Origin of the sequence: Synechococcus sp. TAK9802 (assembly GCF_014279535.1) — a bacterium.
GTDB lineage: Bacteria > Cyanobacteriota > Cyanobacteriia > PCC-6307 > Cyanobiaceae > Parasynechococcus.
Genome location: NZ_CP047937.1, coordinates 962394 through 987264 on the forward strand (window position 1 = coordinate 962394; position 24871 = coordinate 987264).

Genomic DNA, 24871 nt, shown 5'->3' on the forward strand with positions numbered 1-24871 from the left:
CTCTCCAATGGAACCGATGGCTGCGTCCTGTCCCGACTGGTTGGCAACGCATCTGCATCAGGCGGGGGGTGCCGTTCCGTTTTCCCGGTTCATGGATCTGGCTCTGAATGAGCCGGAGCACGGGTATTACGGCTCAGGCCGCGCACGCATCGGAGCCCAGGGTGATTTCGTCACCTCCCCCTCGCTGGGCAGTGATTTCGCAGCCCTTCTGGCTCCTCAGATCCTGGCCTGGCTGACGTCGATGTCCCGAAGTGATCCGGATCAACGTCTGTCGATCGTGGAAATCGGCCCTGGCGAGGGCCATCTGGCCCGGGATCTCGTTGCTGCGTTGCGTGGTGCTGATCCAGAGCTGTTGGCTCGGCTCGAATTGGTGTTGGTGGAGGCCAATCCCGGCATGCGGCGGCGGCAACAGGCTCTGCTGCAGGAGGCGGATGATCTGCCGCTGCGCTGGTGTTCCCTGGACGCGTTGGGCAGCGCTCCGGTTCATGGGGTTGTGATTGCCCATGAGTTGCTGGATGCCCTCCCGGTGGAGCGCTTGATCTGGCGGCAGGGATCCCTCCAGCAGCAATGGGTGGAGCTCAACCAAAACGGTGGCCTGCGAACAACGCATCGTCCTCTTTCCGATGGTTTGCACCAGGAGATCAGGCGTGTGTGCAGCCAAGGCGGCATTCAGTTGCCGCCACCCGATGCCGAAGAGGGGTGGACCACGGAGTGGAACAGTGCACTGCCCGACTGGTTTGCTGCTGCTGCGGCCGCCGTGGATGCGGGCGTGCTGCTGGTGATTGATTACGCCCTGGAGGCCCAGCGTTATTTCACAGCTCGGCGCTCCGACGGCACCTTGATGGCTGTCTGTGCTCAGCAGGCGGGCCTGTCGCCCTTGGATCAGCCCGGCGAGCAGGACCTTACGGCCCACCTCTGTATTGAGCTTGTGGATGAGGCGGCTCAGCGCAACGGCTGGATGGTGGGTGATCAGGCGAAGCAGGGCGAGGCCCTGCTGGCCTTGGGGCTTGCAGAGCGTCTGCATGGGCTGCAGCAGCTACCGGGCCAACAGCTGGCGGAAGCCCTGCAACGGCGTGAAGCCCTGCTTCGCCTGGTGGACCCCGCGGGGCTCGGTGCGTTCCGCTGGCTCACCTACCGGCGCGGGTTGCCGGAAGATGGCTTCAGCCTTTCAGGCGCTCAAGGCAGCTGAGGATCTCGTCCCGACTGACGTCATCGCGAATCTCAACGGTTCCGATGCTGGTGGGCATCACGAAGCGCAGGCGACCGTCGCGCACCTTTTTGTCCCCCTGCAAGCTGTCCAGAACCGCATCGGCGGCGAGATCGGGCCAGGCGGTGGGCAGTCCGGCGCTGTCGATCAGTCGACGTTGGCGCTCAGCATCCTCGCGACTCCAGCTGCCCCGCAGCACGCCAAGTTCACCCACGGCCACCATGCCAATGGCAACCGCCTCGCCATGCAGCCAGGTGCCATAGCCGCAGAGGGTCTCCACCACATGGCCGAAGGTATGCCCGTAATTGAGGATCGCGCGTAATCCACCCTCCTTTTCATCGGCGGCCACCACCCGGGCCTTGGCCGCGGCCGATCGCTGCAGGATCGAGCTCAGGCGTTCCGATCCAAGCCCAGCGGGCGTGCTCGGGTCGGGGCAGGCCTCCAGTTCCTCGAACAGCGCCGTGTCACCGAGGATTCCGTATTTGATCACCTCAGCCATGCCGGCTCGGAACTCGCGTTCGGGCAGGGTGTTCAGGGTGGAGGGATCGATCAACACCAGCCGCGGCTGGTGAAAGGCGCCGATCAGGTTTTTGCCGCGGGGATGGTTGACCCCGGTCTTGCCACCGATCGACGCGTCCACCATGGCCAGCAGGGTTGTGGGCACCTGCACCACCTGGATGCCCCGCAGCCAGGTGGCTGCCGCAAAGCCGGTCATGTCTCCCACAACGCCGCCGCCGAGGGCCACCATCAAGGAGCTGCGTTCGAGCTTGGCGTTGTAAGCCGCATCGTGGATCTCCGCCACTGTGGCGGGTGTCTTCTGGGTTTCGCCGGCGTCAATCACCAACAACTCCACGCTGAAACCTGCCGCTCTGAGGCTGTTCAGGCAGGCGTCGCCATAGGGGCTGGCCACATCCGGATTGCTGACCACCAGCACACGCCGACCCGCCTGCACTCCAGCGTCCAGCATCTGCTGACCAAGCCTGGCCAGGCCGCCGTCTCCAATCACCACGTCGTAGGGGTTGCGCTCCAGCGCAACGCGGATGTGATGCAACGGGGTGATTGTGGTCATGAAACCGTTGGAACCCACCTACTCTCTCAACAGTGTCGCTGGTCCTGTGCGCGAAAGATCAGTGCGCAACTCCCTTTCGGCCTGGGCGTTCCTGTTGCCGGCTGTGGTGCTGATCAGTTTGTCGGTGCTGGTGCCGGCCCTGATGGCTCTGGTGATGAGTTTCACCGCCACGGGGCTGGATGTCAGTGAACCCCTGCGTTTTGTTGGTTTGGCCAACCTGGAGCGCCTGCTGTCGGATCCGATGGCGCAGCAGGTGCTGGTCACCACCTTCCTTTATCTGGTTGGTGTGGTGCCTCCCATCGTTTTGGGGGCGCTGGCGCTGGCGGTGCTGGTGAACCAGGGGCTGCCCGGTCGGTCTTTTCTGCGGGGCGCCTTTTACACCCCGGTGCTGGTGTCGATCGTTGTTGCAGCCATCGCCTTTCGCTGGCTCTATGCCGAGAACGGACTGATCAATGGATGGTTGAGTGCCCTGCTCGGTGATGCCTTCAGCCCGATTGGTTTTCTCACCACGCCGCAGCTGGCCCTGCCCGCCGTGATGTTGGTGACCCTCTGGAAGGGGCTTGGCTATTACATGGTGATTTTTCTGGCGGGTCTGCAGGGCATTCCCCAGGAGCTCTATGAGGCTGCGGAGCTGGATGGCAGCGAGGGCTGGAGAAAGCATCTCGACATCACCCTGCCCTTGATGAGTCCCTACGTGACCTTGGTCGCTGTGGTGTCGTCGATCGCGGCCACGAAGGTGTTCGAGGAAGTGTTCCTGATGACCCAGGGAGGTCCTGCGGATGCCACCCGAACCATCGTTTATTACGTGTACGACCAGGCCTTTGCCGAATTGGAGATCAGCTACGCCTGCACCCTGGGCCTGGCGCTGTTCCTGTTGGTGTTGCTGTTCACCATGATCCGGTTGGCCTTTGCCGGCGATCGCCCCCTGATCTGACGCTGTCAGCGACCCTGCAAACTGGCAAGCTGCGGACATCAGCTCGGACACGATGATCGGCGTTGTTGGAGGTGGTCAGCTGGCACGGATGCTTGTGCAGGCCGCCGCGCAACGCGATGTTCCCATCGCTGTTCAAACGTCCGATGCAGCTGATCCCGCGGCTGGTTTGGCCTCGCGTCTCGTGGCAGCGAATCCCCGGGATGTGGCAGGAACCCGGGAGCTGGTGGTGGGTTGTGACGGCATCACCTTCGAGAATGAGTGGGTCAATATCGATGCCCTTCTGCCGCTGGAGCAGCAGGGGGTTCGTTTCCAGCCATCGCTGGCTGCGCTTTCGCCCCTGGTCGACAAGTTGTCCCAGCGCCAGCTGCTCGACGATCTGGCGATCCCGAGCCCGCCCTGGTGTCCGCTCAGTTTGATTTCACCGGCCCAGCCCGCGCTTCCTCAGGACTGGACCTTTCCGGTGATGGCCAAGGCATCCCGTGGTGGTTACGACGGCAAGGGCACGGTGGTGTTGCGCGACATCGATGGCCTGGCGCAGTTGTTGCGGGCGGTCCCTGCCGACGACTGGCTGTTGGAATCCTGGGTGGACTACGAGCTGGAGTTGGCTCTCGTGGTCAGCCGCGATCAGCGCGGCCGGATCCGTCATTTTCCGCTGGTGCAAACCCACCAACATCAACAAGTCTGTGACTGGGTTCTGGCCCCTGCTCCCGTGGATCCTTCGGTGGCTGCGCTGGCTTACAACGTGGCGGCCTCTCTGATAACGAAGCTCGGCTATGTGGGGGTGCTGGCTCTGGAGTTTTTCTATGGGCCCGCGGGCCTGCAGGTGAATGAAATTGCCCCACGCACCCACAATTCCGGGCATTTCTCGATCGAGGCCTGCACCAGCAGTCAGTTCGATCAGCAGCTCTGCATCGCGGCTGGTCTTCCCGTGCCCGATCCCGAGCTCAAAAGCCGTGGTGCCTTGATGGTCAACCTGCTCGGCCTCGACCCCGAGCGTCACCCTCCTTTGGATCAGCGGCTTGAGGCCCTGGAGGCCATGCCGGGGCTTCACCTGCACTGGTACTGCAAGTCACCGGAAACACCGGGCCGCAAGTTGGGGCACGTGACGCTTCTGCTTGAGGGTGACACGCTCCTCAAGCGGCGCGATGAGGCTGAGTCAGCACTTGCCGCCATTCACCGGATCTGGCCCCTCGAGAGCGAGAGTCAGGACTAGGGTTGGAAGCGAACTGCTGTGTTGGTGACGGCCTTTTTCTAGTGCTCTGATCTGACTCTCTTTCGACTTGGGGAGACTGTCGTGACGGTGACGTAAACCGGCCATGCAGCCGGAAACGAAACCCCACTTTGTCGCCCCTTCTGGTTCTTCCAGGTCGACCACTGGGGCTCGCACGGCATGGCGGTTCACCCCCTTCGCTTGATCAATGTGGTGGGTGCCTTGGACGTCGCCAAGCCATCACACAATCAATATCTCCAAGTTTCTGCCTCAATATTCTGAAAGTTTGTTTTTTGGACTTGGTTTACCAGATGACTTTTTTGTCTTCTATCTAGGTTCTGCTTTAAAACATTTCAGCTTTGTTAATGGGGCAGGCCCCTCATCAGCCAAGACTCGACCACAAAAAACAGAAGGAAGAATGAGCCGATGCCGATTACTAGTAGTTTCCCATTCATGCTGAAATTTTTCGCTCTTATTACACTCTAGATACGTTCGTCTGGGTTGGAGTGGAGATTTTTGGTGGAGCTAGTTTTCGGAGTGGTTGAACTCCTGGAGCGCGTATTGGGCGAGGCATTTGTTTTTATCGGTGTCGGTCAGCAAGATGGTGGTCACGCTCTGATGCCAGTTTCGACGGTTGATCAATTCGTTGAATTCGGTCAAAGCGTCTTCGAGGTCGTCGAAACTGCCCATGCTCTCCATCGTTTGTTGCCCTTGTTTGACGGCAATTTCGAGGGCCATGGATCGATCGCTGCAGCCCTCAAGGCTACCCCTGTGCTGTTGTGTAGTCGATGATGCTTACGGCTGTGTGAACAAAGCTTGTCAGCGCTTTTCCTGTCCTTAGCGTTTGTTTGGTTGCAGTGCTGAGATGCGTGATCCACGCCTGGACGAACTGATCCAAATGGAAACCTGGGATTGGTGGAAAGCTCAGGTCTTTTATTTGCGCGAAAAGAAAAATTATGCTGGTGCGGAGGCGCTGTTCATGGAATTCAAGATTCCTGCATCTGACTCCAAGGATTGATGCCGCTGGTTGATGTTACTTGTTGAAACCACTTCTTGATGCCACTGTGCATGGATTAAGGGAACCCACTTCGTTCTTCCATTGAGTTGGTTGGCTGTCGGTGTTGTTGAGAATCACTTTTCCGCATCGCTTCATTGTTCATCATTCCGTGCTGGTTTCTTTCTTTTCATCTGTTTTCGGCCTGGTGGCAAGCGCACTGCTTGTGGGTTGTTTCGGCAGCCCCGCGGCTGACGCTGTCACCTTTTTGCCGGATGACGCAGAAGTCGCATGCCGGGCCATCCTTTCCCAATGTTTCCGCCGATCCGATTGGGCTGAACTCTGTGCCCGAGACCCCAGCGTTGCCGATGGTCATCCTCAGGCCTGTCGTGCTGCTGGATTTGAGTCAGGCAATCGCCTTCAGGGGCGGTGATGCAGGACGGCCTGTTCCAGGTCTGGCCGACTCATCGAGGTCACCACAAAGACTTCCTGGGCGGATGTCCCCTTGCGGGCCACCAGCTTGTATCCCCCTGTGATCGGGGTGGACACTCTCAGCTGCAGTTCAGGACTGCGGCCACGCACCCGGCTGATCACGGCAGGGGTGATCGTCTGGATCTCCGTCTCGTGGGACAGGGCCTTCAGCCATGGGATCAAGCCGTCCACATAGGTGCTGTGGGTGATGACGACCCGGCCCAAAGCTGAATGAAAACCCGAGAACTGGTGAAAGTTAACCACTTTGGCTATGCCAGAGAGAGCGCTCCGGGGCTGTGATGCTGAAATCAGTAGATGCTCTCCGCCACGTGATCAGCGGTCCGCTGCACGATGCCTGCGGCCCTCAGGCCCGCATGCTCACCGCTGAGGTGCACGGAACGGAGGTTCGGGGCCTGGCTTTGTGCCCTGGCCGGGTGGTGCGTTTCGTGATGGACGAGCAGCTGCAGCGTTTGCAGGTGGCTGATCTGCTGCGCCTCACCAAAGCCAGCCGTAAGCCGGCGGCCTGACTCAGCAGCGTTCCAGAGGGGCCATCGTTAAGCCCTCGGCCTGAAGCTGCTGGTGGTACAGCTCGGCCTGCTCCAGGGGACCGCACCAAACTTCAGCCGCACCCTGCCCATCAATCCTGTTGGCGAGGTTCCATGCCTTGTCCTCACTCATGCCGGGAATGATCTTGCGCAGGCAATCCACCACGTGCTGGAAGGTGTTCACATCGTCGTCCAGAACGATCACGCGAGCCTGGGGGTAGCGCTGTGTTGTTCCCTGACGCTCCAGCACTGCTGATGAACCTGGGCTGGAGCTGGTCATGACAGATGCCTTCGGGCGGACGAAAAGGTTCCGAACCCTAGGTAGGATCCCGACAGTCAAGTGGTCAAGCGCATGTTGTTCACTCTGGGTTGGGCGTCCTTGGCCGCCATGTTCAGTTTCTCCATCGCCATGGTCGTCTGGGGACGCAATGGTGACGGCACCCTGAACTTCTGATCGAATCTGTGCTTCAAGACGCACCACTTCTCAGCCAGTCCCTGGCGGTCACGGCAGCTGTGCTTCTTGTCTTCGTCAGCGTTGCCGTGATCTATCTCTCAACGATCGAATGGAGAGACCGTCGGCGCCGTCAAGGTTCAACCAAGTCGTCGTCCTGATTGCGTCCGTCCGACGTCAACTTGGATTTCATCCCTGCACAGCTCTTCTCCTGGGGTTGTGCTTTTTTTTGCCCGTCCTGCTGCTGGGCACCTCCAGCCTGAAGACGCCTTCCCTGAATCGCCGTGGAACAGCAGAGCTGTTTGAGAACAGTCGGCGGGCACGGTTGGTTCAGAGTTTTGAGGCGGACCCCGCTGCACCGGTGCCGAAGCTCTGGCAGTAGCGGCTTGGTTCTTCGGAAGCTCCTGATCGCTGGGCCCGTCATGGTCGCGGCACCTGGTGGCTGATCTGGCTGGACGACGGTGAACCCCTTCTGGCTCTTCCGTCCGCACCGCATTCGTCTGCTCTGGATCTGCTGTTCGCTGATGAACTGCACCGCAGCAGTTTTGATCAACTTCCGTCGCTGAAACGACGGGAGCCCTCGGCTCTGGAACAGCGCTGCTTGCGGCTGCTGACCAGTGGATCGGCCGTTCAGTGGCAACCCTCAGGCTTGGCTTCGATCAGCGGTTCCCTTTTTCCCGCCTTGGCGAGCGTGTCGCATGGCTGTCTGCGTGTTGGGCTCCGGGGCGATCGTCTGATGGCTGAAGGGCCTGTGGCCTCCAGCCCTTTCGCGGCCCTGCAGGTTCACCACCCGGAACACCAAACCAATTTCGTTCGCTTTGATCCGCCGTCGGCCTTCCTGGAGCTCAACAGCCTTTCCCTGCAGCCGCTGCTGGGATCCTTGTTCAACAATTCACTGTTCGGGCATCATCTCGACAGCCGCTACGGATTGCCGAAGCAGTTGCGCGACGTTCTGCTCAACGCACCTGTTCTTGTGCGGCTGGATGCGCTGGAGGGTGGTCGTTTCCAGGCTGCGATTCAAGTCAGGTTGATGCTGGCTGCTGGTGAAATCGACATGACCAAGAGAAGTCTTGATGCCGTTGCCACCGTCTTGTTGAAGCGCGGGTTTCAACGGGTTGAACGTCCCCTGTTGTCTCCCGATGGTCGGCCCTCAAACCATGTGTCCATTGTTTGGTTGGATCCCCATGGTCATCCGCAAGGTGGATGATCACTGGGTCCTGCACTCCGAGGTCAGGTGGAGTTGCTACTGGCCCTGGGGGATGCCCCGAACCTCCGCAGCAATCCACTGAAACGGATGGGCCAACAGCAGCTTCGCCTTCGCGCACGACCGGATCAATTGGCTCGGTTGGGTTGGCTCGCACCGGGCTGGCCGCGGGTGGTTGGCAAGGCACCTCAACTGGAGCTTGAGATGACGGCACTGCCGAAGCAGCAACAGCCCGGATGGCTTCGGCTTCAGCTGGACGTGCGTTGAGCCTGCTCTTCCAAGCGACGTTCCTTCTTGCGCTTCTCGGCAGCGATCGTTTCTTCCACCAGTTCAACGGCCTGATCCATCCGTTCACTGTTGGAGCCAAAAAGCGTCAGATCTTTCTCAACGCGATCGGTGGCCAAACCAAGGCCCTCAGCAAGTTCCTTGCTCTGTTTGACGATGGCCTCGGTGTCCGTACCGGTGGCATCCGTTGCAGCCGCCTTGAGCAGGCTCATCAGTCCAACGGCCATCAAACGCGAGTAGTGGCTGCCCTCGTTGAGGCTCTGGGATGACAGCAAGCTCTTGAGGCTTTCGAGATCCTTCCCTTTGGCCTGGTCCACCAGCGACGCGTTGGTTTTGCGCAGCTTCGCTGCGTCGAAGCCATTGCTGCTGCACAGGGCACTGAACAGTGCCTCGGTCTGCGCTTCAGGCCGGTAGCCCTTGGTGAAGGTGTCGAACACCGTGCAGAGCCCAACGCTGAACAGCCCGTTGGCTTCAAACCGACTTTGATGGCTCAGCAGATGCAGCTCCACCAGCAGCTCATCAGCAAGGCGGCGGTACAGCGGCGCAATGACGTGGGGAAAGGCCTGATGAAACGCGCGTTTGCTGTCGGCGATGGTCTGACTTGCGGCCAACGTGCAGTCCAGGAATGAATGGCCGAAACCCTAGCGCCGCAGACATCGCCGTTAGGATTGCGCGACCCTGCTGATGCTCAGATGATCCCCATTGTGATTGAGGAGTCCGGCCGGGGAGAAAGGGCCTTTGACATTTATTCCCGGCTTCTGCGCGAGCGAATCATCTTCCTTGGTGAGGCTGTCACCAGTGACTCCGCCAACCGGATCGTGGCCCAGATGTTGTTCCTCGAAGCTGAGGATCCCGAGAAAGATATTTACCTCTACATCAACTCTCCCGGCGGTTCGGTTTACGACGGCCTCGGCATCTTCGACACGATGCAGCACATCAAACCGGATGTGCACACGGTGTGTGTCGGCCTTGCCGCAAGCATGGGAGCTTTCCTGCTCTGTGCCGGCACCAAGGGCAAGCGCAGCAGCCTGCAGCACTCCCGGATCATGATTCACCAGCCCTTGGGTGGTGCCCAGGGCCAAGCCAGCGACATACGCATTCAGGCGGACGAAATCCTTTTCCTCAAGGATCGCCTCAACAAGGAACTGTCCGATCGCACCGGCCAACCCCTTGATCGGATCCAGCAGGACACCGACCGTGACTTTTTCATGTCACCCACCGAAGCGGTGAACTACGGCTTGATTGATTCGGTGATCGACAAGCGTCCCGTTCAGGCTGTTGCTTGAAGAAGGGAAGTTCTAAAAACAACCGTCCCAGCAAGATCTGTCCGGTCTGCGAGCGCCCCTTTGAGTGGCGCAAAGCCTGGAGAAATTGCTGGGATGAGGTTGTGTACTGCTCCGAGCGTTGTCGACGACGCAAGAACAAATCCAATCCATAAAAAAGGCCCCCGTTTCAACAAGGCGGGGGCTTTTTATTGCTGGACCCAGAATCAGTCGAGGGTGACGACAGTGCGGTCTTTCTCAGGAACAGCGGTGAATTCGGCCAGAACAGCCTTGAACTCATCACCATCCATGGTTTCCTTTTCGATCAGCAGTTCCACCAGGCGATCCATGGCTTCGCGGTTGGCAGCCACGATCTCCACGGTCTCGTCATAACAGCGCTTCACCATGTTGCGCACTTGAACATCGATCTGTTGGGAGATCGATTCCGACACGTCACTGCGCGACATCAGGTCGCGCCCCAGGAACACTTCCTGACTGCCGCCCTCGAGGGCTACAGGGCCGAGATCACTCATGCCGAGTCGGGTCACCATGTTGCGGGCCATCGACGCCACCTGTTGGATGTCGCCACCGGCTCCGGTGGTGACTTCCTGGTGTCCGAACACCACGTCCTCTGCGGCACGACCACCCAGGGCTCCCATGATGCGTGCCTTGAGCTGGGCACGGGTGACCAGGGTTTGCTCCTCATCCGGGGAGAACCAGGTCAGGCCTTGGGCCTGGCCACGGGGAATCAAGGTGACCTTCTGAACAGGGTCGTGGTCTTTGACCAATGTGCCGATCAGGGCATGACCGACTTCGTGATAAGCGATCAGACGCTTGCTGCGACCGTCGGTGAGGGGACGACCCTCCATGCCGGCGATGATCCGATCCACAGCGTCGTCGATCTCGCTCAAGCCGATGGCTTCCTTGCGGCGGCGGGCGGTGAGGATGGCCGCCTCGTTCATCAGGTTGGCCAGGTCCGCACCGGTGAAACCAGGGGTGCGGCGGGCGATGCTTTCGAGGGACAGCTCCTCTTCGAGCTTCTTGTTGCGGCAGTGCACATCGAGGATGGCCAGGCGACCCTTGATGTCGGGGGCGTCCACGGTGACCTGACGGTCAAAACGGCCGGGACGCATCAGAGCTGAGTCCAGAACGTCGGGGCGGTTGGTGGCGGCAATGATGATGATGCCGCTGTTGCCTTCGAAGCCATCCATCTCCGTCAGGAGCTGGTTGAGCGTCTGTTCGCGTTCGTCGTTGCCTCCACCGATGCCGGCACCGCGCTGGCGGCCGACGGCATCAATTTCGTCGATGAAGATCAAGCAGGGGCTGTTTTCCTTGGCCTTCTTGAACAGATCGCGGACGCGGCTGGCACCCACGCCAACGAACATCTCAACGAACTCAGAACCAGAAAGGGAGAAGAAGGGGACGCCCGCTTCACCGGCAATGGCCTTGGCCAGAAGGGTTTTGCCGGTGCCGGGAGGGCCGACCAGCAGAAGGCCGCGGGGAATCTGAGCACCAACGGAGGTGAATCGCTCGGGCTGTTTCAGGAAGGTGACCACTTCCTGGAGTTCCTGCTTGGCCTCGGTGACGCCGGCCACGTCATCAAACATGACGCCGGTCTCCGCTTCCATCATGAAGCGGGCTTTGCTCTTGCCGAACTGCATGGCCTGGCCAGGGCCGCCAGGCATGTTGCTGTTGCGGCGGGCCAGGAAGATCAGGGCACCGATCAGCAGCAGCGGGAAGGCCAGATTGCCCAGCACGCCGAGGGCCGGAGGTGCTGTGCGGGGCGGATGAATATCAAAGCTGATGCCTTCGGTCTTCAGCGTGTTGATTAGCTCAGGAGCCAGACCAGGAAGGTCAACGCGCAGGCGTTGAACGCGGTTGTCGAGGTCGGGATCGACGGCTTCGATCACAGCGTTGCGGCCACCGTCGTAAATATCAACGGCTGTAACGCGACCGGCCTCGACGTAATCGAGGAAGCGGCCGTAGCTCATTCTTGCCACCGCAGCATTGCGGGGAGCGACGGTGGTGCCATTGCTGTCCTGGCTGAGGCCGTTGATGCCTCCGTTGCTCACCACCTGCCAGCCGATCAGCAACACGACGCCGATTGGCAAAAGCCAGAGGGCAAGAAGGCGCCAGCGCTGATTCATGAGCTGAAGGAATTCGTTAACGAGTGTAAAGGAGTTGGACCGATTTCTGAGGCCTGTTCAAAGGCTTCTAAGGGCAACAATCGGGTCGAGCTTTGCGGCGCGTCGGGCGGGAACAACTCCGAAGAACAGCCCGATGGATCCTGAGAGTCCAACGGTGACCACCACCATCGTTGCGCCGATCGTCGCTGGCAGGGGCGTGACCGCCGCCACGAGGCTCACTGTTCCAAGACCCGCCAGCGTGCCGATGGCGCCGCCAAGGCTGGCAAGCACCAGGGATTCCACCAGAAACTGCTGCAGAACATCACCGCTGCGGGCCCCCAGGGCTTTGCGCAGACCGATCTCCTCGGTGCGTTCGCTGACGGACACCAACATGATGTTCATGATCCCGATGCCTCCCACCAGCAGGGAGATCCCACCAATGGCCCCAAGCATCAGGGTGAGTCCTCCGGTGATGGTGCCCACGATGGTGAGAGCGTCCTTCTGCGATCGCACCACGAAATCGTCGTCCCGGAGAATCCGGTGCCGCTGCCTCAGCAGGTTGTTGATCTGAAAGCTGGCTGCGTTGATGCTGTTTTCATCCCTGGCTTCAACACTGATGGAGTTGAGGCTGACGCCATAAATCGGATCCCGACCGGTGATCCGGTTCACCATCGTGGTGATGGGGATGTAGGTGTTTTCGTCCTGGTTGCTGCCGAACACGGCCCCCTTGGGGGCCATCACACCGACCACCTCAAAGCTTTGATTGCCGATGCGCACCTGCTGGCCAATCGCTGAGCCAGTGGGAAACAACTTGGTGCGCAGATCCGAGCCGAGCACGGCGATGGCTTTCGCACCGGCCACGTCCTTGGCGTTGATGAAACGGCCCTTGGCCACTTCGAATCCGCGCACAGGGGGGAACTCCGATGTCGCGCCGAAGACCGCACCCGTGGAGCTGCGGGCTCCGGCCTGTACCACCTGATTGGTGTTGATCACGGGCGCCACGCGCTTGACGCTGGGAACCTGGGTGGCGATGGCTTCAGCATCCTCCAGTACGAGCGTTTTCGGTCGCGTGACCCCTTGGCGTCTGGCGTTTGTGTTGCCCGGAACCACAAACAACACATTGGCGCCGAGGTTGTTCAACTGGCCTTCAGCCAGCAATTGCGCTCCCCGTCCAACCCCAACAAGGGTGATCACCGAGGCGTTGCCGATCACGATGCCCACCATCGTGAGCAGGCTGCGCAGGCGGTTGCTGCGCAGGGTGGACAGGGCCATCCGCACCGTTTCCGTTGCGGGCATGCGCCGGTTCATGGTGTGGCGTCGCTCAGATCAGTGTCGCTTCAGCTTCGTTGCCAACGATGCTCACCTTGACCAGATCTGTGGATCCGGAAACGCCGGTGTGGGTACCTGCGGACTGCACCACGAGATCACCCTCCTTCAGCAGATCGAGCTCCTTGGCTTTGACCATCGCCGCCTGGAAGGTCTGCGTGGTGCGTTCGCCCTGGGGAATCACCAGCGGTGTCACGCCCCAAACCAGTTGCAAACGACAGGCAACCGTGCGATCAGGAGTGATGGCAAGGATCGGTGCCGCAGGCCGGAACTTGCTCACGTTGCGAGCTGTGGCCCCGCTTCGCGTGAGGGGAAGAATCGCGGAGGCATTGAGCTGGCTGGCGATGGTGCTGACCGCACCGCTCAAGGCGTTGGGAATGGTGCTGGGCAGGTGGCTGTCGATCGAGCGTTGGGGATAGTCCTTCTCGATCCTGCGAGCAATGGTGGCCATGGTTTGAACGGCCTCCACGGGGAAATCCCCCACCGCGGTCTCGTTGGAGAGCATCACGGCATCGGTGCCATCCAGGATGGCGTTGGCCACGTCGCTGACTTCGGCTCTGGTGGGCCGGGGGCTGGAGGCCATGGAATCCAGCATCTGGGTGGCCGTGATGATCGGGATGCCCAGGCTGTTGGCCTTGCGGATAAGTTCCTTCTGCAGCAACGGCACTTCCTCGGCCGGCATCTCCACGCCAAGGTCACCGCGGGCCACCATCACGCCGTCACAGAGCGGCAGGATCGAATCGATCTGATCGATGGCCTCAAACTTTTCGATCTTCGCCACCACAGGGGTCTCGTGGCCCTGTTCGCGGATCAGTCCGCGGATCTCCTCCATGTCGGAGGGATTGCGCACGAAGCTGAGGGCCACCCAGTCCACCCCCTGGCTGAGTCCGAAGGCCAAGTCGGTCTTGTCCTTGTCCGTGAGGGCGCGAACGGACAACTGAACGTCCGGGAAGTTGACGCCCTTGTTGTTGGAGAGAACACCGCCCACGGTGACGGTGCAATGCAGGGTCTGCTGCGCTTTGTCGACGGTGTCGACCTTCATCTCGACGCGGCCGTCGTCCAGCAGGATCCGGCTTCCTGCGGTGACTTCGTCCGCCAGCTTGTCGTAGGTGACCGTTGCGATCGTCTTGTCGCAGCTCACCGGCCTTGAGGTGAGCGTGAACGGATCACCGTTGGCCAGGGTGATCGGACCCTCAGCGAACCGCCCGAGCCGGATCTTCGGGCCCTGAAGGTCCTGAAGGATGCCGATGGTCTGCCCCAATTCCTCAGACACCTGACGAATCGTGGCGATGCGAGCGGCGTGTTCGCTGTGGTCCCCGTGGGAAAAGTTCAGCCTGAAGGTGGTGGCACCAGCCTTCACCAGCTCTTTGATCCGCTCCGGGCTCTCGGTGGCAGGGCCGATGGTGGCCACGATCTTGGTCCGTCGGTTCAGGTCGAACTGGCCCATATCGCGGCTGAAAATCCCCGCGGAAACTACCATCCGGGCGTTTCCCAACCGGCCCCATGGAGATGAATTCCTATCAGGACGCCGCCCGAAAGACGGCTGCCTACCCGGATGTGGGCCGTAATCCCATCTATCCGACCCTCGGTTTGACCGGTGAAGCCGGCGAGGTGGCCGACAAGGTGAAAAAGGTGATTCGCGACCGTGGCGGTGTGTTTGATGCCGACACCCGCGAAGCGATCAAGTTGGAGCTGGGGGATGTGCTCTGGTACGTGGCTCAGCTGGCCAGCGAACTGGGTTATGACCTGAATGAGGTGGCTGACGCCAACCTGCAGAAACTGTCGAGCCGGGCTGCCCGTGGGCGCATCGGAGGCAGTGGTGACCAACGTTGATCTCCTGATGCTCCGTCGACTTGTTCCCGTGTTGTTCTGCCTGCCCCTGCTGCTGGGGCTGGCGCTCCCCTGTGACGCCGCTGAACTGCAGCTCAGTGAGGTTCGCCTGGATCCCTGCGGAGAGCTGGATGCCGGCAATCAACCTGAATTAAGCCGCCCTGTTGGTGCCAGCTGTTATGTGCTGACGGGAGACGTTGAGAACCGCAGCAAGAACAGCGTCATCGACACCGATGTGTATGCACGGATCCTGGATGCCAGTGGTGAACCGGTTCTTCCCAACAGAACCCGGGTGGGATCCATCGGGGATGTGAACCCTGGTCACTCCCCGTTCGCCCTGCGAATCTCAGTGCCGGCCGGAACCCCAGGGCCGTTTGTGGTCAAAAATCCCCGTGCCCGTGGATTCAATGCTCCAGTCCGCAGCCGCGTTGATGTTGACGAGGATGACTTGCTGCCGTTGGAACGGGGCATTAACCAGCAGTGATCACCCAGACGTGATCACCAGCTGGAGCCCGACATGTAGAAGGCGCTGATCGACTGCCCCACCAGGCTCTGCAACAGGTTCAGGGCCAGGAAGGCCAGGATGGCGGAGAGGTCAATGCCCCCCAGCGGTGGGATCAAACCCCTGAAGGCGTTCAGGTAAGGGTCGGTGATCGCACTCACGCTGCTGAGCACCGGATTGCTCCAGTCCAGATTCGGGAACCAGCTCAGCAGAACCCGCACGATCAGCACCAAGGAATAGATCTGCAGGGTCTGGGACAGCACCTGCAGCAAGGTGACCGGTAGAGATTCCATGACGGGAGCTGATCTGCTCCGACTTTATGCAGCTTCCGTCAGATCGGTTGCCCCAAGATCAGGAAGCACGGAGAAGGTGCGGTGAAATTTTTCGGTGAGGGTGAGCCAATAGGACCGCCCCTCGCTCTGACGACGCCGTTCGATGAAGTCCTGCGCCAGCAGTTCCTTGATGTGGTCGTAGGCCCCCGAGCCCCGCAGATCCACAAGATCCGATTGAAGAATGCGTTTCTTCAGGGCAATGGTGGCGAGGGTTCGAAGGGTTGCTGTGGAGAGGTTCACCGGCAGCAGGTCTTTGACCAGATCGCCCATGCCCGGGCGCAGCTGCAGCCCGTAGCGACCGCTCTGTTCAACGACCTCCAGGGCACTGTCCCGCTGGGCGTAGGAGGCCGTCAGGGCGACGAGGGCTTCTTCAACGCTTCGTCGGTCGGAGTCGGCCAGCTCGGCCAGTTCACCGATGCTGACGGGCCGACCCTTGAGATAAAGAATCGCCTCGAGCCGGGTGGGCAGGGATGGAGACGTCATCACAACCCCTCGAGAGCACTCAAGTTACCGCCCTGAAACTCAGAGGAACAGGCCATAGGCCGGGTTGTTGGTTTCATCCCAGTGGCGATAGCCCAGGGCATTGAGGAATTCGGTCCAGCCCTGCATGTCCTGTTCCGGCACCAGCACGCCAACAACGATGCGCCCAACGTCAGCGCCATGGTTTCTGTAGTGGAAGATGCTGATGCTCCAGCCGGGGTGGAGAGCATCCACGAAGCTCATCAAGGCACCCGGGCGTTCGGGAAATTCGAAGCGATACAGCAGCTCTTTGCATTCGCCGGCACAGGCCGTGCGGGCTGAAGACGGCAGACGGCCGCCCACCATGTGGCGCAGGTGAACCTTGGCAAATTCGTTGTCGCTGAGATCGAGGCAGGGGAAGCCGCCACGCTCCAGCTGGCTCAGCAGGGAGGCACGGTCGTTGTCATCGCTCACCTGCACACCGATGAAGATCTGCGCCGAGGCGCCATCAGTCATGCGGTAGCTGAATTCCGTGAGGCTTCGCTCCCGCAGCAGTTCGCAAAGCCGCCTCAGGCTGCCGGGTGATTCGGGAATCTCCACGGCCAGCATTGCTTCGCGCTCTTCCCCGAGCTCAGCCCGTTCGGCGATGAAGCGCAGCCGGTCGAAATTCATGTTGGCCCCGCAGGCCACCGCCACCAGATTGCGCCCCGCCAGCTGGCGCTCGGCCACGTCCTGTTTGAGTCCTGCCACCGCCAAAGCACCGGCGGGCTCAAGGATCGAACGGGTGTCTTCAAAAACGTCCTTGATCGCGGCACAGATGGCATCGGTGTCGACCCGCACCATGCGATCGACGAACTGCTTGGCCAGCGCAAAGGTGTGTTCCCCCACCTTTCTCACGGCGACGCCATCGGCAAACAGCCCCACCTGTTCCAGTTCCACCCGCTGCCCTCGCTCGAGGGAGCGACTCAGGGCATCGGCATCCACCGGCTCCACTCCGATCACCTCCGTTTCCGGCCACAGCCGTTTCACGTAGGCGGCGATGCCCGCGATCAGGCCACCGCCACCCACGGCCACATAGATCGCATTGGGTGGCTGCTCGGCCTGGCGCATGATCTCCATGCCAATCGTTCCCTGGCCTGCGATCACTTCCGGATCGTCGAAGGGGTGAATAAAGGTGAGCCCCTCGGCCTTGCAGCGTCGCTGCGCTTCCGCGGAGCACTCGTCGTAGGTCTCGCCATGGAGGACCACGTCACCACCCAGGGCCCGCACGGCCCGCACTTTCACCTCGGGTGTGGTGCTTGGCATCACGATCACGGCCCGACAGCCAAGGCGCTGGGCACTCAGGGCGACGCCCTGGGCATGGTTCCCGGCACTGGAGGCAATCACACCGCGCTTGAGCTCGTCTCTGCTGAGCTGCGCCATGCGGTTGTAGGCGCCGCGCAGCTTGAACGAGAACACCGGCTGGAGATCCTCACGCTTCAGCCAGACCGTGTTGCTCAGCCGGCGGCTCAGATTGGGTGCGGGATCCAAAGGGGTTTCCCGCGCCACGTCGTAGACGCGGGCACGCAGGATCCGCTGCAGGTAGTCGGTCATCTCACCATTCTTCCAAGGGTTCGATCCAGACAGGATCCGGGTTGGTTCCCGTAGATTGCACGTATTGGAGTTGGCAGTGCATGCATCTCGGAGATCTGAAGCATCCGAATGAACTGCACGGACTCAGCCCGGCCCAGCTTGAGGACGTGGCTCGGCAGATTCGTGAGCGGCATCTGCAGGTGGTGTCCACCAGCGGTGGCCACCTGGGGCCTGGCCTGGGGGTTGTGGAGCTGACCCTGGCGCTGTACCAGACGCTGGATCTCGACCATGACCGTGTGATCTGGGATGTGGGCCATCAGGCCTACCCCCACAAATTGATCACCGGCCGGTTCAACGATTTCGACTCCCTGCGCCAGCAGCACGGGGTGGCGGGTTACCTCAAGCGCACAGAGAGCGATTTCGACCACTTCGGAGCGGGTCATGCCAGCACCTCCATCTCAGCGGCGCTGGGCATGGCCATGGCGCGGGACAACCGGGGTGAGTCGTTCAAATGCGTTGCCGTCATCGGTGATGGAGCCCTGACAGGCGGCATGGCTCTGGAGGCCATCAACCACGCCGGACACCTTCCCAACACGCCGCTCCTTGTGGTGCTGAACGACAACGACATGTCGATCTCTCCGCCGGTTGGTGCGCTCTCGAACGTGCTGAACCGTGCGCGGCTCAGCCCACCGATGCAGTTCCTCTCAGGGAGTGTTGAGGAAAGCGTTCGGCATCTGCCTTTTATGGGTGGTGAGATTCCTGCGGAACTCAACCGCCTCAAGGGCAGCATGCGTCGCCTCGCGGTTCCCAAGGTGGGTGCCGTGTTTGAGGAACTTGGCTTCACCTACATGGGGCCGATCGACGGCCACGACATCGGTGAAATGGTGCGCACCTTCCAGGCAGCTCATCGTGAGGGTGGCCCTGTGCTGGTGCATGTGGTCACCAAAAAGGGCAAGGGCTATCCCTACGCCGAGGCCGATCAGGTGGGCTACCACGCCCAATCAGCTTTTGATCTCGGCACCGGCAAGGCGATTCCGTCGTCCAAACCCAAGCCCCCCAGCTATAGCAAGGTGTTTGGGCAGACCCTGGTCAAGCTCTGTGAGCAGAACAGTCGGGTGATCGGCATCACTGCGGCGATGGCCACTGGTACCGGTCTCGATCTGCTTCAGAAGGCCGTTCCGGACCAGTACGTGGACGTGGGCATCGCTGAGCAACATGCCGTCACCCTGGCGGCAGGCATGGCCTGCGAGGGTTTGCGTCCTGTCGTTGCCATCTACAGCACCTTCCTTCAGCGCGCCTACGACCAGTTGATCCACGACGTGGGCATCCAGAAGCTGCCGGTCACCTTCGTGCTCGATCGTGCCGGCATTGTTGGTGCCGACGGGCCGACCCACCAAGGTCAGTACGACATCAGCTACATGCGGGCCATTCCCAACTTCACGGTGATGGCACCGAAGGATGAGGCTGAGCTGCAGCGCATGCTGGTGACCTGCCTGCAGCACGACGGGCCCACGGCGCTGCGGATTCCGCGGGGCTCCGGAGAAGGCGTGCCCTTGATGGAAGAGGGTTGGGAATCGCTGCCGATCGGCCGCGGTGAACTGCTGCGGGAAGGCGACGATCTGATGATCGTGGCCTACGGCTCGATGGTGTCTCCGGCCCTCGCCACAGCAACGCTTCTGGAGGAAGCCGGTCTCTCCACTACCGTGATCAACGCCCGCTTCCTGAGGCCCCTGGATCAGGCGCTGATCCATCCCCTGGCACGTCGCATCCCCCGCGTGGTCACCATGGAAGAGGGAGCCCTGCCTGGTGGTTTTGGCGCAGCGGTTCTGGAGTCGTTGATCGATCAGGACATCAACGTGTCGATGTTGCGCATCGGCATCCCCGACCAGTTGGTTGATCACGCCACGCCGCAGCAGAGCAAGGAAGCTCTCGGCCTCACTCCTGCCCAGATGGCTGAACGCATCCTTGAGCGCTTCAGCAACACCTCTGGTGATCTGCCAGCAACCGCTTCGATCAAGGCCCTCCAGGCCTGAAGCTGAGGGCTTGGTGTCCGTTCTGATCGTTGGCGCGGGACCGTCCGGTGCCCGTCTGGCGATTCAACTGGCGCGGTCGGGTGCTGAGGTGACCCTGGTGGATCGCCTGGCTAATCCCCATCGCCATGCCTATTCCAGTGGCGCCCTGCCTCTGGAGGCTGTTCGTCGCTTGGGTCTTCCGGATGACGCCATTGCCGCCACCTGGCAGGGCTGGCAGCTGCACGATCCCTCGGGTCTGGTTCATCAGTGGTGGTCGTCCGGCGATCTGGGAGTGGTCCTCGACTTCGGCCGGCTTCGGTCCTGGCTCTGGGAGGAAGCGCGCCGCCATGGGGTCGAGTTGATCCAGGGCTGCCGGGCCGCGCTGAGCACGCTCACGGCCGATCAAGCCAGCGTGCGGTTGCAAACACGTGATGGGCGTTCGTCATTGCGCTCAACGCGCTGGCTGATTGATGCCACCGGTGCACGCCGAGATCTGCTGCAGCAGGCCGGCCTCAGTGCCAATCCCGAGGATCCTCTGCTGCAGGGCATCGGCGTTGAGTGGTTGCTGCAGGCCGATGACCGTCAGGCGGCTGCCTGGCGGGATCGGATCAGTTTCTTTCTGGGCACCGCCTGGATCCCCCATGGATACGGCTGGATCTTTCCCATGCAGGGGCAACGGCTGAAGGTGGGGGTCTGTCACCTCCCACCGGCGGATCGTCCGAGTCCCGGCAGCCTGGCTGGACCCCTTCAGCGCTTGATTCAACGCTGCGGCTTGAGCGCCTGCCCGGTGCTGGATCGCCATGGCGGGCCGGTGTCGAGCAGCATCGCCCGCTCCGAACCTTTGGTGGCCGGTGCCCTGCTGGCGGTGGGGGATGCGGCCAGTTCCGCCAATCTGCTTGGGGGAGAAGGGATACGCCATGCGATGGACAGCGCCGATCGACTGGCCGAACTGCTGATCGCTGAAGGGATGTCTGGGGACTCCACGGCCATTGCTCTTCGCTACCAAGAGCAACTCAAGGCCCAACGGAGTTGGCGTTGGTTGGTGTCGGGCCGGCTGGCGCGGCGCACCTGGTGGGGCCTCGACAATCCAAGGGCGGACCGACGTCTGGAACGTTTGATCCATGGGCTGTCTGCGACCGCAGAAGCCCCCGCTCTTTCAGAGCTGTTGTTCAACTACAACTTCGAGCGTTACGGCCTGCGTCTGCTGCCGTATCTGCTCTGAGCCAAGGGTTGTTTCAGGGAGGAGACTGGCTCCTCCCTCAAGGGGTGTGCTTCAGAGCACGCCGCGGGCGGCCAGACCCTGGATGGCGCCAATGCCAATGATGTGGCCGAGGCTGGTGGTGCCGAGCAGGGCTGCATGACCCATGCCGCCGAAGAAGGAAGCGTTGGGGAGTGCGGCGCCAACGTTGGGGTGCTTGATCGTGGCCTTGCCGACCATGATGGCAACCACATTGCAGAGGATCATCACCAGGGCGACCTTGGGAGACCAGGACACGGAGGCGGGAGCGATCGCGAAAAGGTGGGTCAGCATTCGAGCCAATGAGCGACACTTCATCTTCCGGCGCTAGCGACGCCTTGCCTGCCTCTCTTAAGAGTTGTTCACCCTTTTTTGGGGGTTGGGTACAACAAACCGATCACCAAAACCGTGTTGCTGAGGGTGAGAAAGGCTTCTGCCCCACCGTGCAACCAGTCAATCTCCACCAATTCCGCTGAGCAGCAGCGCAGGGCGGCAATGGCAGCACCAATCGTGACGGCCACAAACAGCAGGGTGAGCTGAAAGCCCCGCTCCGCCATCAACGGAAGCGCCTCACTTTTCCGCAGCCAGTGCAGAAACAGGAGATAGGGGATCAGCGAGGCGGCGAACAGCGGTGCGGGATCGAAGTTCATGGAGCACTGGCTCCGTCCACCTGCCGGCGACGTTGGAGCTGCCAGGCCGCCATGGCAAGGGTGCAGTTGCCGATCACGGTGAACAGGGCCTGAAGGGTGACCAGCCCCCGCAGCGCTTCGCTGTTGTCAAACAGATGCCAGGTGCAGGCAGCCATGGCACTGACCAGGGCCGGAAGCATGGCCCAGGCCAGGCCCTGCAGCCCACGCCGATGCATCAACACGATCGCCACGCACCACTCCACCACGGAGGCGACATGGATCCACCAGGTTCCGAGCGACAACGCGTGCATGCCCTGAATCCTAGGAATCGGTTGATAATGCCCGGAGTGAACAGGCTGCTGCCCGTGGTCCGCCCCACTGCGCCTGTATTGCTGCTTTGCGGCTACTACGGAGAGCACAACCTCGGCGACGATGCCCTGCTGCAGGTGCTGGTGTCGTCTCTTCCCGAGCCGCAGCAGCTGTTGATCACAGCCCGCGATCCAGCTCCCGTTCTGGCCTTGGCTCCGTCGGCGCACACGGTGAACCGCCGTTCTTTGCGGCGCTGTCTACGTGCGGCCCTGAGGGCTGATGTTCTGGTGCTTGGTGGCGGGAGCCTGCTGCAGGACAGCACCAGCTTCAGCAGCCTCGTTTATTACCTGCTGCTGATGACGGTTGCCCGCCTCGGTGGCGCCGAGGTGGTTCTCTGGGGGCAGGGCCTTGGACCCTTGCGGCGTCGGATCAGTCGCCTCTTGGTTCGCACGGTGTTGCCCCTTTGCAAGGCAGCGAGTTGGAGGGATCAGCGCTCCTTTGATTGGGCCCAGCGTTGGGCCCCCAAGCTGCCGATGGTGCTCGCCGCCGATCCGGTCTGGCAGATGCCGGCGCGCCCTTGGCTTGGTGGCGACGCCATCGTGCTCAGCTGGCGTCCCACACCTTTGCTGGATTCCGCAGGCTGGCGTTGCTTGACCGATGCTCTGGATCGGCTCAGTGCCCACTTGGATGCGCCTGTGATCTGGCTGGCCTTCCATCACCACCAGGACGCACCCCTGTTGCAGCACCTGAGTGATCAAGGTCTGCTGCCGGCGCGATTGAAAGCACGCAGCTCAACCCTGGTGCCCCAGTCCCTGGAGGCTGTGTCCGATCTGGTACAGCGGGCGCGCCTGGTGCTGCCGATGCGGTTGCATGCCCTGATCCTGGCTCGGCTGGCCAACAGCCCCATGGCTGCCCTCAGCTACGACCCGAAGGTGGAGGCTGCAGCGGCCATGGCCACGGTGCCATGCATCCCCTTGCGCTCGCTTCCCTCTGTGGATGATCTGCTGACGCTTTGGCGGTCCGAGGTGGACCGTCCAGCCGATCCTGATCAGACCGAAGCCCTGCGCCGCCAGGCGTCAGCGCACAGCGAGCTTCTCAATCGGATGGCAGCCGATTTGACGGCAGACGACGGCCGCTGACGGCATCGAAGCGATGCTCACAAGCGCTGGGCCAACTGATGCGTGGCTCAGCCTCGATGGCTGTTTCTCCGGGGCAGACCAGCCGCAGGTCGCCGCGATCGCAGCGCACCAGAAGCATCTGGTTGGCTCCGAACCATTCACGGCTGAGGATCGTGCAGGGTGAGCCCGCGGGATCGAGCCTTAGATCGTCCGGTCGGATGCCGGTGATCACTCCGTCTCTGGATGGCAGCAGATTCATCTGCGGGCGGCCGATGAACTGGGCGACGTAGGTGCTGGCCGGTTGCAGGTACAGCTCGCGGGGTGTTCCGATCTGTTCAATCCTTCCCTCGCGCATCACAGCGATGCGATCCGCCAGCGCCATCGCCTCCTGCTGGTCATGGGTGACGTAAACCACAGGTTGCTCACCGCCGATCATCAGGCGGCGCAATTGAGGTCGCAGGTCCTCACGCAACTGGGCATCCAGATTGCTCATCGGCTCATCGAGCAGATAAACGAGGGGGTCCCGCAACAGGGCTCGGGCCAGGGCGACGCGCTGGCGCTGGCCGCCGGATAGTTGTGACGGCCGTTGCCGGGCTTGCCCGCTGAGCTGCAACACCTCCAGGACGCCGCGGATCCTTTCATCGCGGGCGGCGGCGCTGCCGCCCCGCATGCGCAGCCCCAGTTCGAGGTTGTCCCACACATTCAGATGCGGGAACAGGGCATAGCTTTGAAACACCATCCCCACCCGGCGACGTTCAGCGGGCACGTCGACCATCTCCGCACCATTGATGCGAATCGACCCTTGATCGGGGTGATCGAGCCCGGCGATCAGACGCAGGGCCGTGCTTTTCCCACAGCCGCTGGCTCCAAGCAGAGCGACGCATTCGCCGTTGGCCACATCGAGGTCGAGCTGGTGGAGAACCTGTCGCTCGCCAAAGCGCTTGTTGATGGCCCGAAGTTGCAGTGTCATCCCTTGATGGCTCCGTTGGTGAGTCCACTGACGATCTGGCGCTGAAACACCAGCACCAGCACCAGAAGAGGAATGGCACCGAGCACGGTGGCTGCCGCGTAGGTGCCGTAGGGGACGGAATAGGTGGATGATCCCGCAATTCGGGCCATCGCCACCGGCAATGTGAGCAGATCGCTGCGGCTCAGCCAGGTGAGCGCCACGGGATATTCGTTCCAGGCGAACAGGAACACCAGGATTGCTGTGCTGGCGGAGGCCGGGGCAATCAAGGGGAGCAGCACCCAGCGCAGCCGCTGCCACAACGACAATCCCTCCAGCTTTGCTGCGTCTTCGAGGTCGTTGGGCAGGGCTTCAAAGGCCGCTGTGAGCAGCAGCAGGGCCAGAGGCATCGACAAAGCGCTGTAGGGAATGGCGATGGCGATCAGGTTGTTGCCGAGGGAAAAGGTGCGGGCCAGTTCGAGCAGCGCCAGAAACAGCAGCACATAAGGGAAAAGAGCGGCGCCCACCACGGCAGTGCGGAGGATTCCTTTCAACCGCTGAGGCAGCTTTGCCAGTCCGTAGGCGGCGGGGATGGCCAGCATCAAGGTGAGCAGTGTGGTGAGGGAAGCCACCAAGCTGCTGTTGAGCAGGTAACGCCAGAAGGGCGGATCGGTGCTGAGCAGATCCCGGTAGTTGTTGAGCGTCCAACGGCTCCAGAAGCTCAGTTGCTCACTGACCAGAGCATCTGCGGTGGTGAAGGAACTCAGCAGCTGCCACAGCATCGGAGCGAGGGACCAGATCAGCAGCAGAGCAATCCAGAGGGAACGTCGTTTCATCGGTC

34 protein-coding genes and 1 other RNA gene are annotated in these 24871 nt (G+C 61.5%); 19 read left to right on the forward strand and 16 right to left on the reverse strand.

Translation table 11 applies throughout. The annotated features are described in order from the left end of the window. Positions 1-16 precede the first annotated feature (16 nt). The gene (locus SynTAK9802_RS05630) at positions 17-1189 is read left to right on the forward strand and encodes a class I SAM-dependent methyltransferase (RefSeq protein WP_255487881.1); all 1173 of its coding nucleotides are present in this window, start codon (positions 17-19) and stop codon (positions 1187-1189) included. Here SynTAK9802_RS05630 and aroB read toward each other — a convergent pair. Then, positions 1161-2276, reverse strand: coding sequence for a 3-dehydroquinate synthase (aroB, locus tag SynTAK9802_RS05635; protein ID WP_186497724.1), 1116 nt, complete (start codon positions 2274-2276; stop codon positions 1161-1163). The two genes, SynTAK9802_RS05630 and aroB, sit on opposite strands and share 29 nt — an antisense overlap. A gap of 61 nt (positions 2277-2337) precedes the next feature. On the opposite strand from aroB, the gene SynTAK9802_RS05640 reads away from it, so the two are divergent. From SynTAK9802_RS05640 to ssrS, 3 genes are all read left to right on the forward strand, one after another. Further along, entirely contained in the window at positions 2338-3210 is an 873-nt protein-coding gene (locus SynTAK9802_RS05640; protein WP_186498054.1) for a carbohydrate ABC transporter permease, read from the forward strand. A gap of 52 nt (positions 3211-3262) precedes the next feature. Then, on the forward strand, positions 3263-4423 hold the full coding sequence (locus SynTAK9802_RS05645) for a 5-(carboxyamino)imidazole ribonucleotide synthase (protein ID WP_186497725.1): 1161 nt from the start codon (positions 3263-3265) through the stop codon (positions 4421-4423). 7 nt (positions 4424-4430) lie between these two features. After that, a non-coding RNA gene (gene ssrS, locus SynTAK9802_RS05650) (6S RNA) lies at positions 4431-4614 on the forward strand. A 331-nt stretch (positions 4615-4945) separates the two neighbouring features. Here ssrS and SynTAK9802_RS05655 read toward each other — a convergent pair. After that, positions 4946-5158 (reverse strand): hypothetical protein, encoded by a 213-nt coding sequence (locus SynTAK9802_RS05655; RefSeq protein WP_186497727.1) that lies wholly within the window; start codon positions 5156-5158, stop codon positions 4946-4948. A 127-nt stretch (positions 5159-5285) separates the two neighbouring features. On the opposite strand from SynTAK9802_RS05655, the gene SynTAK9802_RS05660 reads away from it, so the two are divergent. Both SynTAK9802_RS05660 and SynTAK9802_RS05665 read left to right on the forward strand, forming a co-directional pair. Further along, positions 5286-5438, forward strand: a complete 153-nt coding sequence (locus SynTAK9802_RS05660) for a hypothetical protein (protein ID WP_186497729.1) — start codon at positions 5286-5288, stop codon at positions 5436-5438. A 184-nt stretch (positions 5439-5622) separates the two neighbouring features. Continuing rightward, positions 5623-5847, forward strand: coding sequence for a hypothetical protein (locus SynTAK9802_RS05665; protein WP_186497731.1), 225 nt, complete (start codon positions 5623-5625; stop codon positions 5845-5847). On the opposite strand, the gene SynTAK9802_RS05670 is transcribed toward SynTAK9802_RS05665, so the two are convergent. Beyond that, positions 5835-6110: a DUF2103 domain-containing protein gene (locus SynTAK9802_RS05670; protein ID WP_006851066.1), complete on the reverse strand. Its 276-nt coding sequence runs from the start codon at positions 6108-6110 to the stop codon at positions 5835-5837. The genes SynTAK9802_RS05665 and SynTAK9802_RS05670 overlap by 13 nt on opposite strands. A 74-nt stretch (positions 6111-6184) precedes the next feature. Here SynTAK9802_RS05670 and SynTAK9802_RS05675 point away from each other — a divergent pair, with 74 nt between their 5' ends. After that, complete coding sequence (locus tag SynTAK9802_RS05675; RefSeq protein WP_186497732.1) at positions 6185-6412, forward strand: hypothetical protein; 228 nt, start codon at positions 6185-6187, stop codon at positions 6410-6412. A gap of 1 nt (position 6413) precedes the next feature. On the opposite strand, the gene clpS is transcribed toward SynTAK9802_RS05675, so the two are convergent. Beyond that, positions 6414-6710, reverse strand: a complete 297-nt coding sequence (clpS, locus tag SynTAK9802_RS05680; RefSeq protein ID WP_115132689.1) for an ATP-dependent Clp protease adapter ClpS — start codon at positions 6708-6710, stop codon at positions 6414-6416. Between the two features lie 72 nt (positions 6711-6782). Here clpS and petN point away from each other — a divergent pair, with 72 nt between their 5' ends. The 5 genes from petN to SynTAK9802_RS05705 all read left to right on the forward strand — a co-directional run bounded on the left by petN (position 6783) and on the right by SynTAK9802_RS05705 (position 8352). Further along, the gene (gene petN / locus SynTAK9802_RS05685) at positions 6783-6884 is read left to right on the forward strand and encodes a cytochrome b6-f complex subunit PetN (RefSeq protein ID WP_011364412.1); all 102 of its coding nucleotides are present in this window, start codon (positions 6783-6785) and stop codon (positions 6882-6884) included. Positions 6885-6892: 8 nt separating this feature from the next. Then, a complete protein-coding gene (locus SynTAK9802_RS05690; protein ID WP_186497733.1) occupies positions 6893-7042 on the forward strand; it encodes a hypothetical protein in 150 nt (49 codons plus the stop codon). Between the two features lie 68 nt (positions 7043-7110). Further along, positions 7111-7263, forward strand: a complete 153-nt coding sequence (locus SynTAK9802_RS05695; RefSeq protein WP_186497734.1) for a hypothetical protein — start codon at positions 7111-7113, stop codon at positions 7261-7263. A 354-nt stretch (positions 7264-7617) separates the two neighbouring features. Beyond that, positions 7618-8088: a hypothetical protein gene (locus tag SynTAK9802_RS05700; RefSeq protein ID WP_186497735.1), complete on the forward strand. Its 471-nt coding sequence runs from the start codon at positions 7618-7620 to the stop codon at positions 8086-8088. 27 nt (positions 8089-8115) lie between these two features. Further along, complete coding sequence (locus tag SynTAK9802_RS05705) at positions 8116-8352, forward strand: hypothetical protein (protein ID WP_186497736.1); 237 nt, start codon at positions 8116-8118, stop codon at positions 8350-8352. Here SynTAK9802_RS05705 and psb29 read toward each other — a convergent pair. Further along, on the reverse strand, positions 8334-8981 hold the full coding sequence (psb29, locus tag SynTAK9802_RS05710; protein ID WP_186497738.1) for a photosystem II biogenesis protein Psp29: 648 nt from the start codon (positions 8979-8981) through the stop codon (positions 8334-8336). The genes SynTAK9802_RS05705 and psb29 overlap by 19 nt on opposite strands. 81 nt (positions 8982-9062) lie before the next feature. Here psb29 and clpP point away from each other — a divergent pair, with 81 nt between their 5' ends. Together clpP and SynTAK9802_RS05720 are read left to right on the forward strand one after the other, a co-directional pair. After that, the gene (clpP, locus tag SynTAK9802_RS05715) at positions 9063-9656 is read left to right on the forward strand and encodes an ATP-dependent Clp endopeptidase proteolytic subunit ClpP (RefSeq protein WP_114989260.1); all 594 of its coding nucleotides are present in this window, start codon (positions 9063-9065) and stop codon (positions 9654-9656) included. Further along, a complete protein-coding gene (locus SynTAK9802_RS05720; RefSeq protein ID WP_114989259.1) occupies positions 9653-9808 on the forward strand; it encodes a DUF2256 domain-containing protein in 156 nt (51 codons plus the stop codon). The genes clpP and SynTAK9802_RS05720 overlap by 4 nt, the downstream gene beginning before the upstream one ends. 51 nt (positions 9809-9859) lie before the next feature. Here SynTAK9802_RS05720 and ftsH read toward each other — a convergent pair whose 3' ends face one another. From ftsH to pyk, 3 genes are read right to left on the reverse strand one after another with little or no spacing between them, the layout of a single operon-like run. Next, positions 9860-11779, reverse strand: coding sequence for an ATP-dependent zinc metalloprotease FtsH (ftsH, locus tag SynTAK9802_RS05725; protein ID WP_186497740.1), 1920 nt, complete (start codon positions 11777-11779; stop codon positions 9860-9862). Positions 11780-11836: 57 nt separating this feature from the next. Continuing rightward, on the reverse strand, positions 11837-13066 hold the full coding sequence (locus SynTAK9802_RS05730; protein WP_186497742.1) for an ABC transporter permease: 1230 nt from the start codon (positions 13064-13066) through the stop codon (positions 11837-11839). Between the two features lie 13 nt (positions 13067-13079). Next, positions 13080-14531, reverse strand: coding sequence for a pyruvate kinase (gene pyk, locus SynTAK9802_RS05735; RefSeq protein WP_115009116.1), 1452 nt, complete (start codon positions 14529-14531; stop codon positions 13080-13082). Between the two features lie 56 nt (positions 14532-14587). Between pyk and SynTAK9802_RS05740 the strand changes: the two genes are divergently transcribed. Both SynTAK9802_RS05740 and SynTAK9802_RS05745 read left to right on the forward strand, forming a co-directional pair. After that, positions 14588-14917 carry a nucleoside triphosphate pyrophosphohydrolase family protein gene (locus SynTAK9802_RS05740; protein WP_006850816.1) on the forward strand — a complete coding sequence of 110 codons (330 nt, stop codon included), beginning with the start codon at positions 14588-14590 and terminating at the stop codon, positions 14915-14917. A 7-nt stretch (positions 14918-14924) separates the two neighbouring features. After that, a complete protein-coding gene (locus SynTAK9802_RS05745; RefSeq protein ID WP_186498056.1) occupies positions 14925-15398 on the forward strand; it encodes a hypothetical protein in 474 nt (157 codons plus the stop codon). A 14-nt stretch (positions 15399-15412) separates the two neighbouring features. On the opposite strand, the gene SynTAK9802_RS05750 is transcribed toward SynTAK9802_RS05745, so the two are convergent. From SynTAK9802_RS05750 to ilvA, 3 genes are read right to left on the reverse strand one after another with little or no spacing between them, the layout of a single operon-like run. Beyond that, complete coding sequence (locus SynTAK9802_RS05750) at positions 15413-15709, reverse strand: YggT family protein (RefSeq protein ID WP_186497744.1); 297 nt, start codon at positions 15707-15709, stop codon at positions 15413-15415. Between the two features lie 24 nt (positions 15710-15733). Then, positions 15734-16231: an SMC-Scp complex subunit ScpB gene (scpB, locus tag SynTAK9802_RS05755; RefSeq protein WP_186497746.1), complete on the reverse strand. Its 498-nt coding sequence runs from the start codon at positions 16229-16231 to the stop codon at positions 15734-15736. A gap of 39 nt (positions 16232-16270) precedes the next feature. After that, positions 16271-17800 carry a threonine ammonia-lyase, biosynthetic gene (ilvA, locus tag SynTAK9802_RS05760; RefSeq protein WP_186497747.1) on the reverse strand — a complete coding sequence of 510 codons (1530 nt, stop codon included), beginning with the start codon at positions 17798-17800 and terminating at the stop codon, positions 16271-16273. A gap of 80 nt (positions 17801-17880) precedes the next feature. On the opposite strand from ilvA, the gene dxs reads away from it, so the two are divergent. Both dxs and SynTAK9802_RS05770 read left to right on the forward strand, forming a co-directional pair. Next, positions 17881-19812, forward strand: coding sequence for a 1-deoxy-D-xylulose-5-phosphate synthase (gene dxs, locus SynTAK9802_RS05765; RefSeq protein ID WP_186497748.1), 1932 nt, complete (start codon positions 17881-17883; stop codon positions 19810-19812). A gap of 13 nt (positions 19813-19825) precedes the next feature. Then, positions 19826-21013 (forward strand): NAD(P)/FAD-dependent oxidoreductase, encoded by a 1188-nt coding sequence (locus SynTAK9802_RS05770; RefSeq protein WP_186498057.1) that lies wholly within the window; start codon positions 19826-19828, stop codon positions 21011-21013. A 51-nt stretch (positions 21014-21064) separates the two neighbouring features. Here the strand turns inward: SynTAK9802_RS05770 and psaK are convergent, their stop codons facing one another. From psaK to SynTAK9802_RS05785, 3 genes are all read right to left on the reverse strand, one after another. Further along, positions 21065-21322, reverse strand: a complete 258-nt coding sequence (gene psaK, locus SynTAK9802_RS05775; protein WP_041434789.1) for a photosystem I reaction center subunit PsaK — start codon at positions 21320-21322, stop codon at positions 21065-21067. 68 nt (positions 21323-21390) lie between these two features. Continuing rightward, entirely contained in the window at positions 21391-21678 is a 288-nt protein-coding gene (locus tag SynTAK9802_RS05780) for a DUF3593 domain-containing protein (protein WP_115082329.1), read from the reverse strand. Continuing rightward, positions 21675-21968 (reverse strand): DUF2499 domain-containing protein, encoded by a 294-nt coding sequence (locus SynTAK9802_RS05785; RefSeq protein ID WP_114989249.1) that lies wholly within the window; start codon positions 21966-21968, stop codon positions 21675-21677. Before SynTAK9802_RS05785 ends, SynTAK9802_RS05780 begins: the two co-directional genes overlap by 4 nt. A gap of 27 nt (positions 21969-21995) precedes the next feature. Between SynTAK9802_RS05785 and csaB the strand changes: the two genes are divergently transcribed. Then, positions 21996-23105, forward strand: coding sequence for a polysaccharide pyruvyl transferase CsaB (csaB, locus tag SynTAK9802_RS05790; RefSeq protein WP_255487883.1), 1110 nt, complete (start codon positions 21996-21998; stop codon positions 23103-23105). On the opposite strand, the gene SynTAK9802_RS05795 is transcribed toward csaB, so the two are convergent. Beyond that, positions 23062-24054: an ABC transporter ATP-binding protein gene (locus SynTAK9802_RS05795; RefSeq protein ID WP_186497750.1), complete on the reverse strand. Its 993-nt coding sequence runs from the start codon at positions 24052-24054 to the stop codon at positions 23062-23064. The genes csaB and SynTAK9802_RS05795 overlap by 44 nt on opposite strands. Next, positions 24051-24866 carry a carbohydrate ABC transporter permease gene (locus SynTAK9802_RS05800; protein WP_186497752.1) on the reverse strand — a complete coding sequence of 272 codons (816 nt, stop codon included), beginning with the start codon at positions 24864-24866 and terminating at the stop codon, positions 24051-24053. The genes SynTAK9802_RS05795 and SynTAK9802_RS05800 overlap by 4 nt, the downstream gene beginning before the upstream one ends. Positions 24867-24871 lie beyond the last annotated feature (5 nt).

Coding starts and splice junctions, on each gene's coding strand:
- SynTAK9802_RS05630 (WP_255487881.1), top strand. CDS start 17: ATGGCTGCGTCCTGTCCCGACTGGTTGGCAACGCATCTGCATCAGGCG.
- aroB (WP_186497724.1), bottom strand. CDS start 2,276: ATGACCACAATCACCCCGTTGCATCACATCCGCGTTGCGCTGGAGCGC.
- SynTAK9802_RS05645 (WP_186497725.1), top strand. CDS start 3,263: ATGATCGGCGTTGTTGGAGGTGGTCAGCTGGCACGGATGCTTGTGCAG.
- SynTAK9802_RS05655 (WP_186497727.1), bottom strand. CDS start 5,158: ATGGCCCTCGAAATTGCCGTCAAACAAGGGCAACAAACGATGGAGAGC.
- SynTAK9802_RS05660 (WP_186497729.1), top strand. CDS start 5,286: ATGCGTGATCCACGCCTGGACGAACTGATCCAAATGGAAACCTGGGAT.
- SynTAK9802_RS05675 (WP_186497732.1), top strand. CDS start 6,185: ATGCTGAAATCAGTAGATGCTCTCCGCCACGTGATCAGCGGTCCGCTG.
- clpS (WP_115132689.1), bottom strand. CDS start 6,710: ATGACCAGCTCCAGCCCAGGTTCATCAGCAGTGCTGGAGCGTCAGGGA.
- petN (WP_011364412.1), top strand. CDS start 6,783: ATGTTGTTCACTCTGGGTTGGGCGTCCTTGGCCGCCATGTTCAGTTTC.
- SynTAK9802_RS05700 (WP_186497735.1), top strand. CDS start 7,618: ATGGCTGAAGGGCCTGTGGCCTCCAGCCCTTTCGCGGCCCTGCAGGTT.
- clpP (WP_114989260.1), top strand. CDS start 9,063: ATGATCCCCATTGTGATTGAGGAGTCCGGCCGGGGAGAAAGGGCCTTT.
- ftsH (WP_186497740.1), bottom strand. CDS start 11,779: ATGAATCAGCGCTGGCGCCTTCTTGCCCTCTGGCTTTTGCCAATCGGC.
- SynTAK9802_RS05730 (WP_186497742.1), bottom strand. CDS start 13,066: ATGAACCGGCGCATGCCCGCAACGGAAACGGTGCGGATGGCCCTGTCC.
- pyk (WP_115009116.1), bottom strand. CDS start 14,531: ATGGGCCAGTTCGACCTGAACCGACGGACCAAGATCGTGGCCACCATC.
- SynTAK9802_RS05740 (WP_006850816.1), top strand. CDS start 14,588: ATGGAGATGAATTCCTATCAGGACGCCGCCCGAAAGACGGCTGCCTAC.
- SynTAK9802_RS05745 (WP_186498056.1), top strand. CDS start 14,925: ATGCTCCGTCGACTTGTTCCCGTGTTGTTCTGCCTGCCCCTGCTGCTG.
- SynTAK9802_RS05750 (WP_186497744.1), bottom strand. CDS start 15,709: ATGGAATCTCTACCGGTCACCTTGCTGCAGGTGCTGTCCCAGACCCTG.
- scpB (WP_186497746.1), bottom strand. CDS start 16,231: ATGACGTCTCCATCCCTGCCCACCCGGCTCGAGGCGATTCTTTATCTC.
- ilvA (WP_186497747.1), bottom strand. CDS start 17,800: ATGACCGACTACCTGCAGCGGATCCTGCGTGCCCGCGTCTACGACGTG.
- dxs (WP_186497748.1), top strand. CDS start 17,881: ATGCATCTCGGAGATCTGAAGCATCCGAATGAACTGCACGGACTCAGC.
- psaK (WP_041434789.1), bottom strand. CDS start 21,322: ATGCTGACCCACCTTTTCGCGATCGCTCCCGCCTCCGTGTCCTGGTCT.
- SynTAK9802_RS05780 (WP_115082329.1), bottom strand. CDS start 21,678: ATGAACTTCGATCCCGCACCGCTGTTCGCCGCCTCGCTGATCCCCTAT.
- SynTAK9802_RS05785 (WP_114989249.1), bottom strand. CDS start 21,968: ATGCACGCGTTGTCGCTCGGAACCTGGTGGATCCATGTCGCCTCCGTG.
- csaB (WP_255487883.1), top strand. CDS start 21,996: ATGCCCGGAGTGAACAGGCTGCTGCCCGTGGTCCGCCCCACTGCGCCT.
- SynTAK9802_RS05795 (WP_186497750.1), bottom strand. CDS start 24,054: ATGACACTGCAACTTCGGGCCATCAACAAGCGCTTTGGCGAGCGACAG.
- SynTAK9802_RS05800 (WP_186497752.1), bottom strand. CDS start 24,866: ATGAAACGACGTTCCCTCTGGATTGCTCTGCTGCTGATCTGGTCCCTC.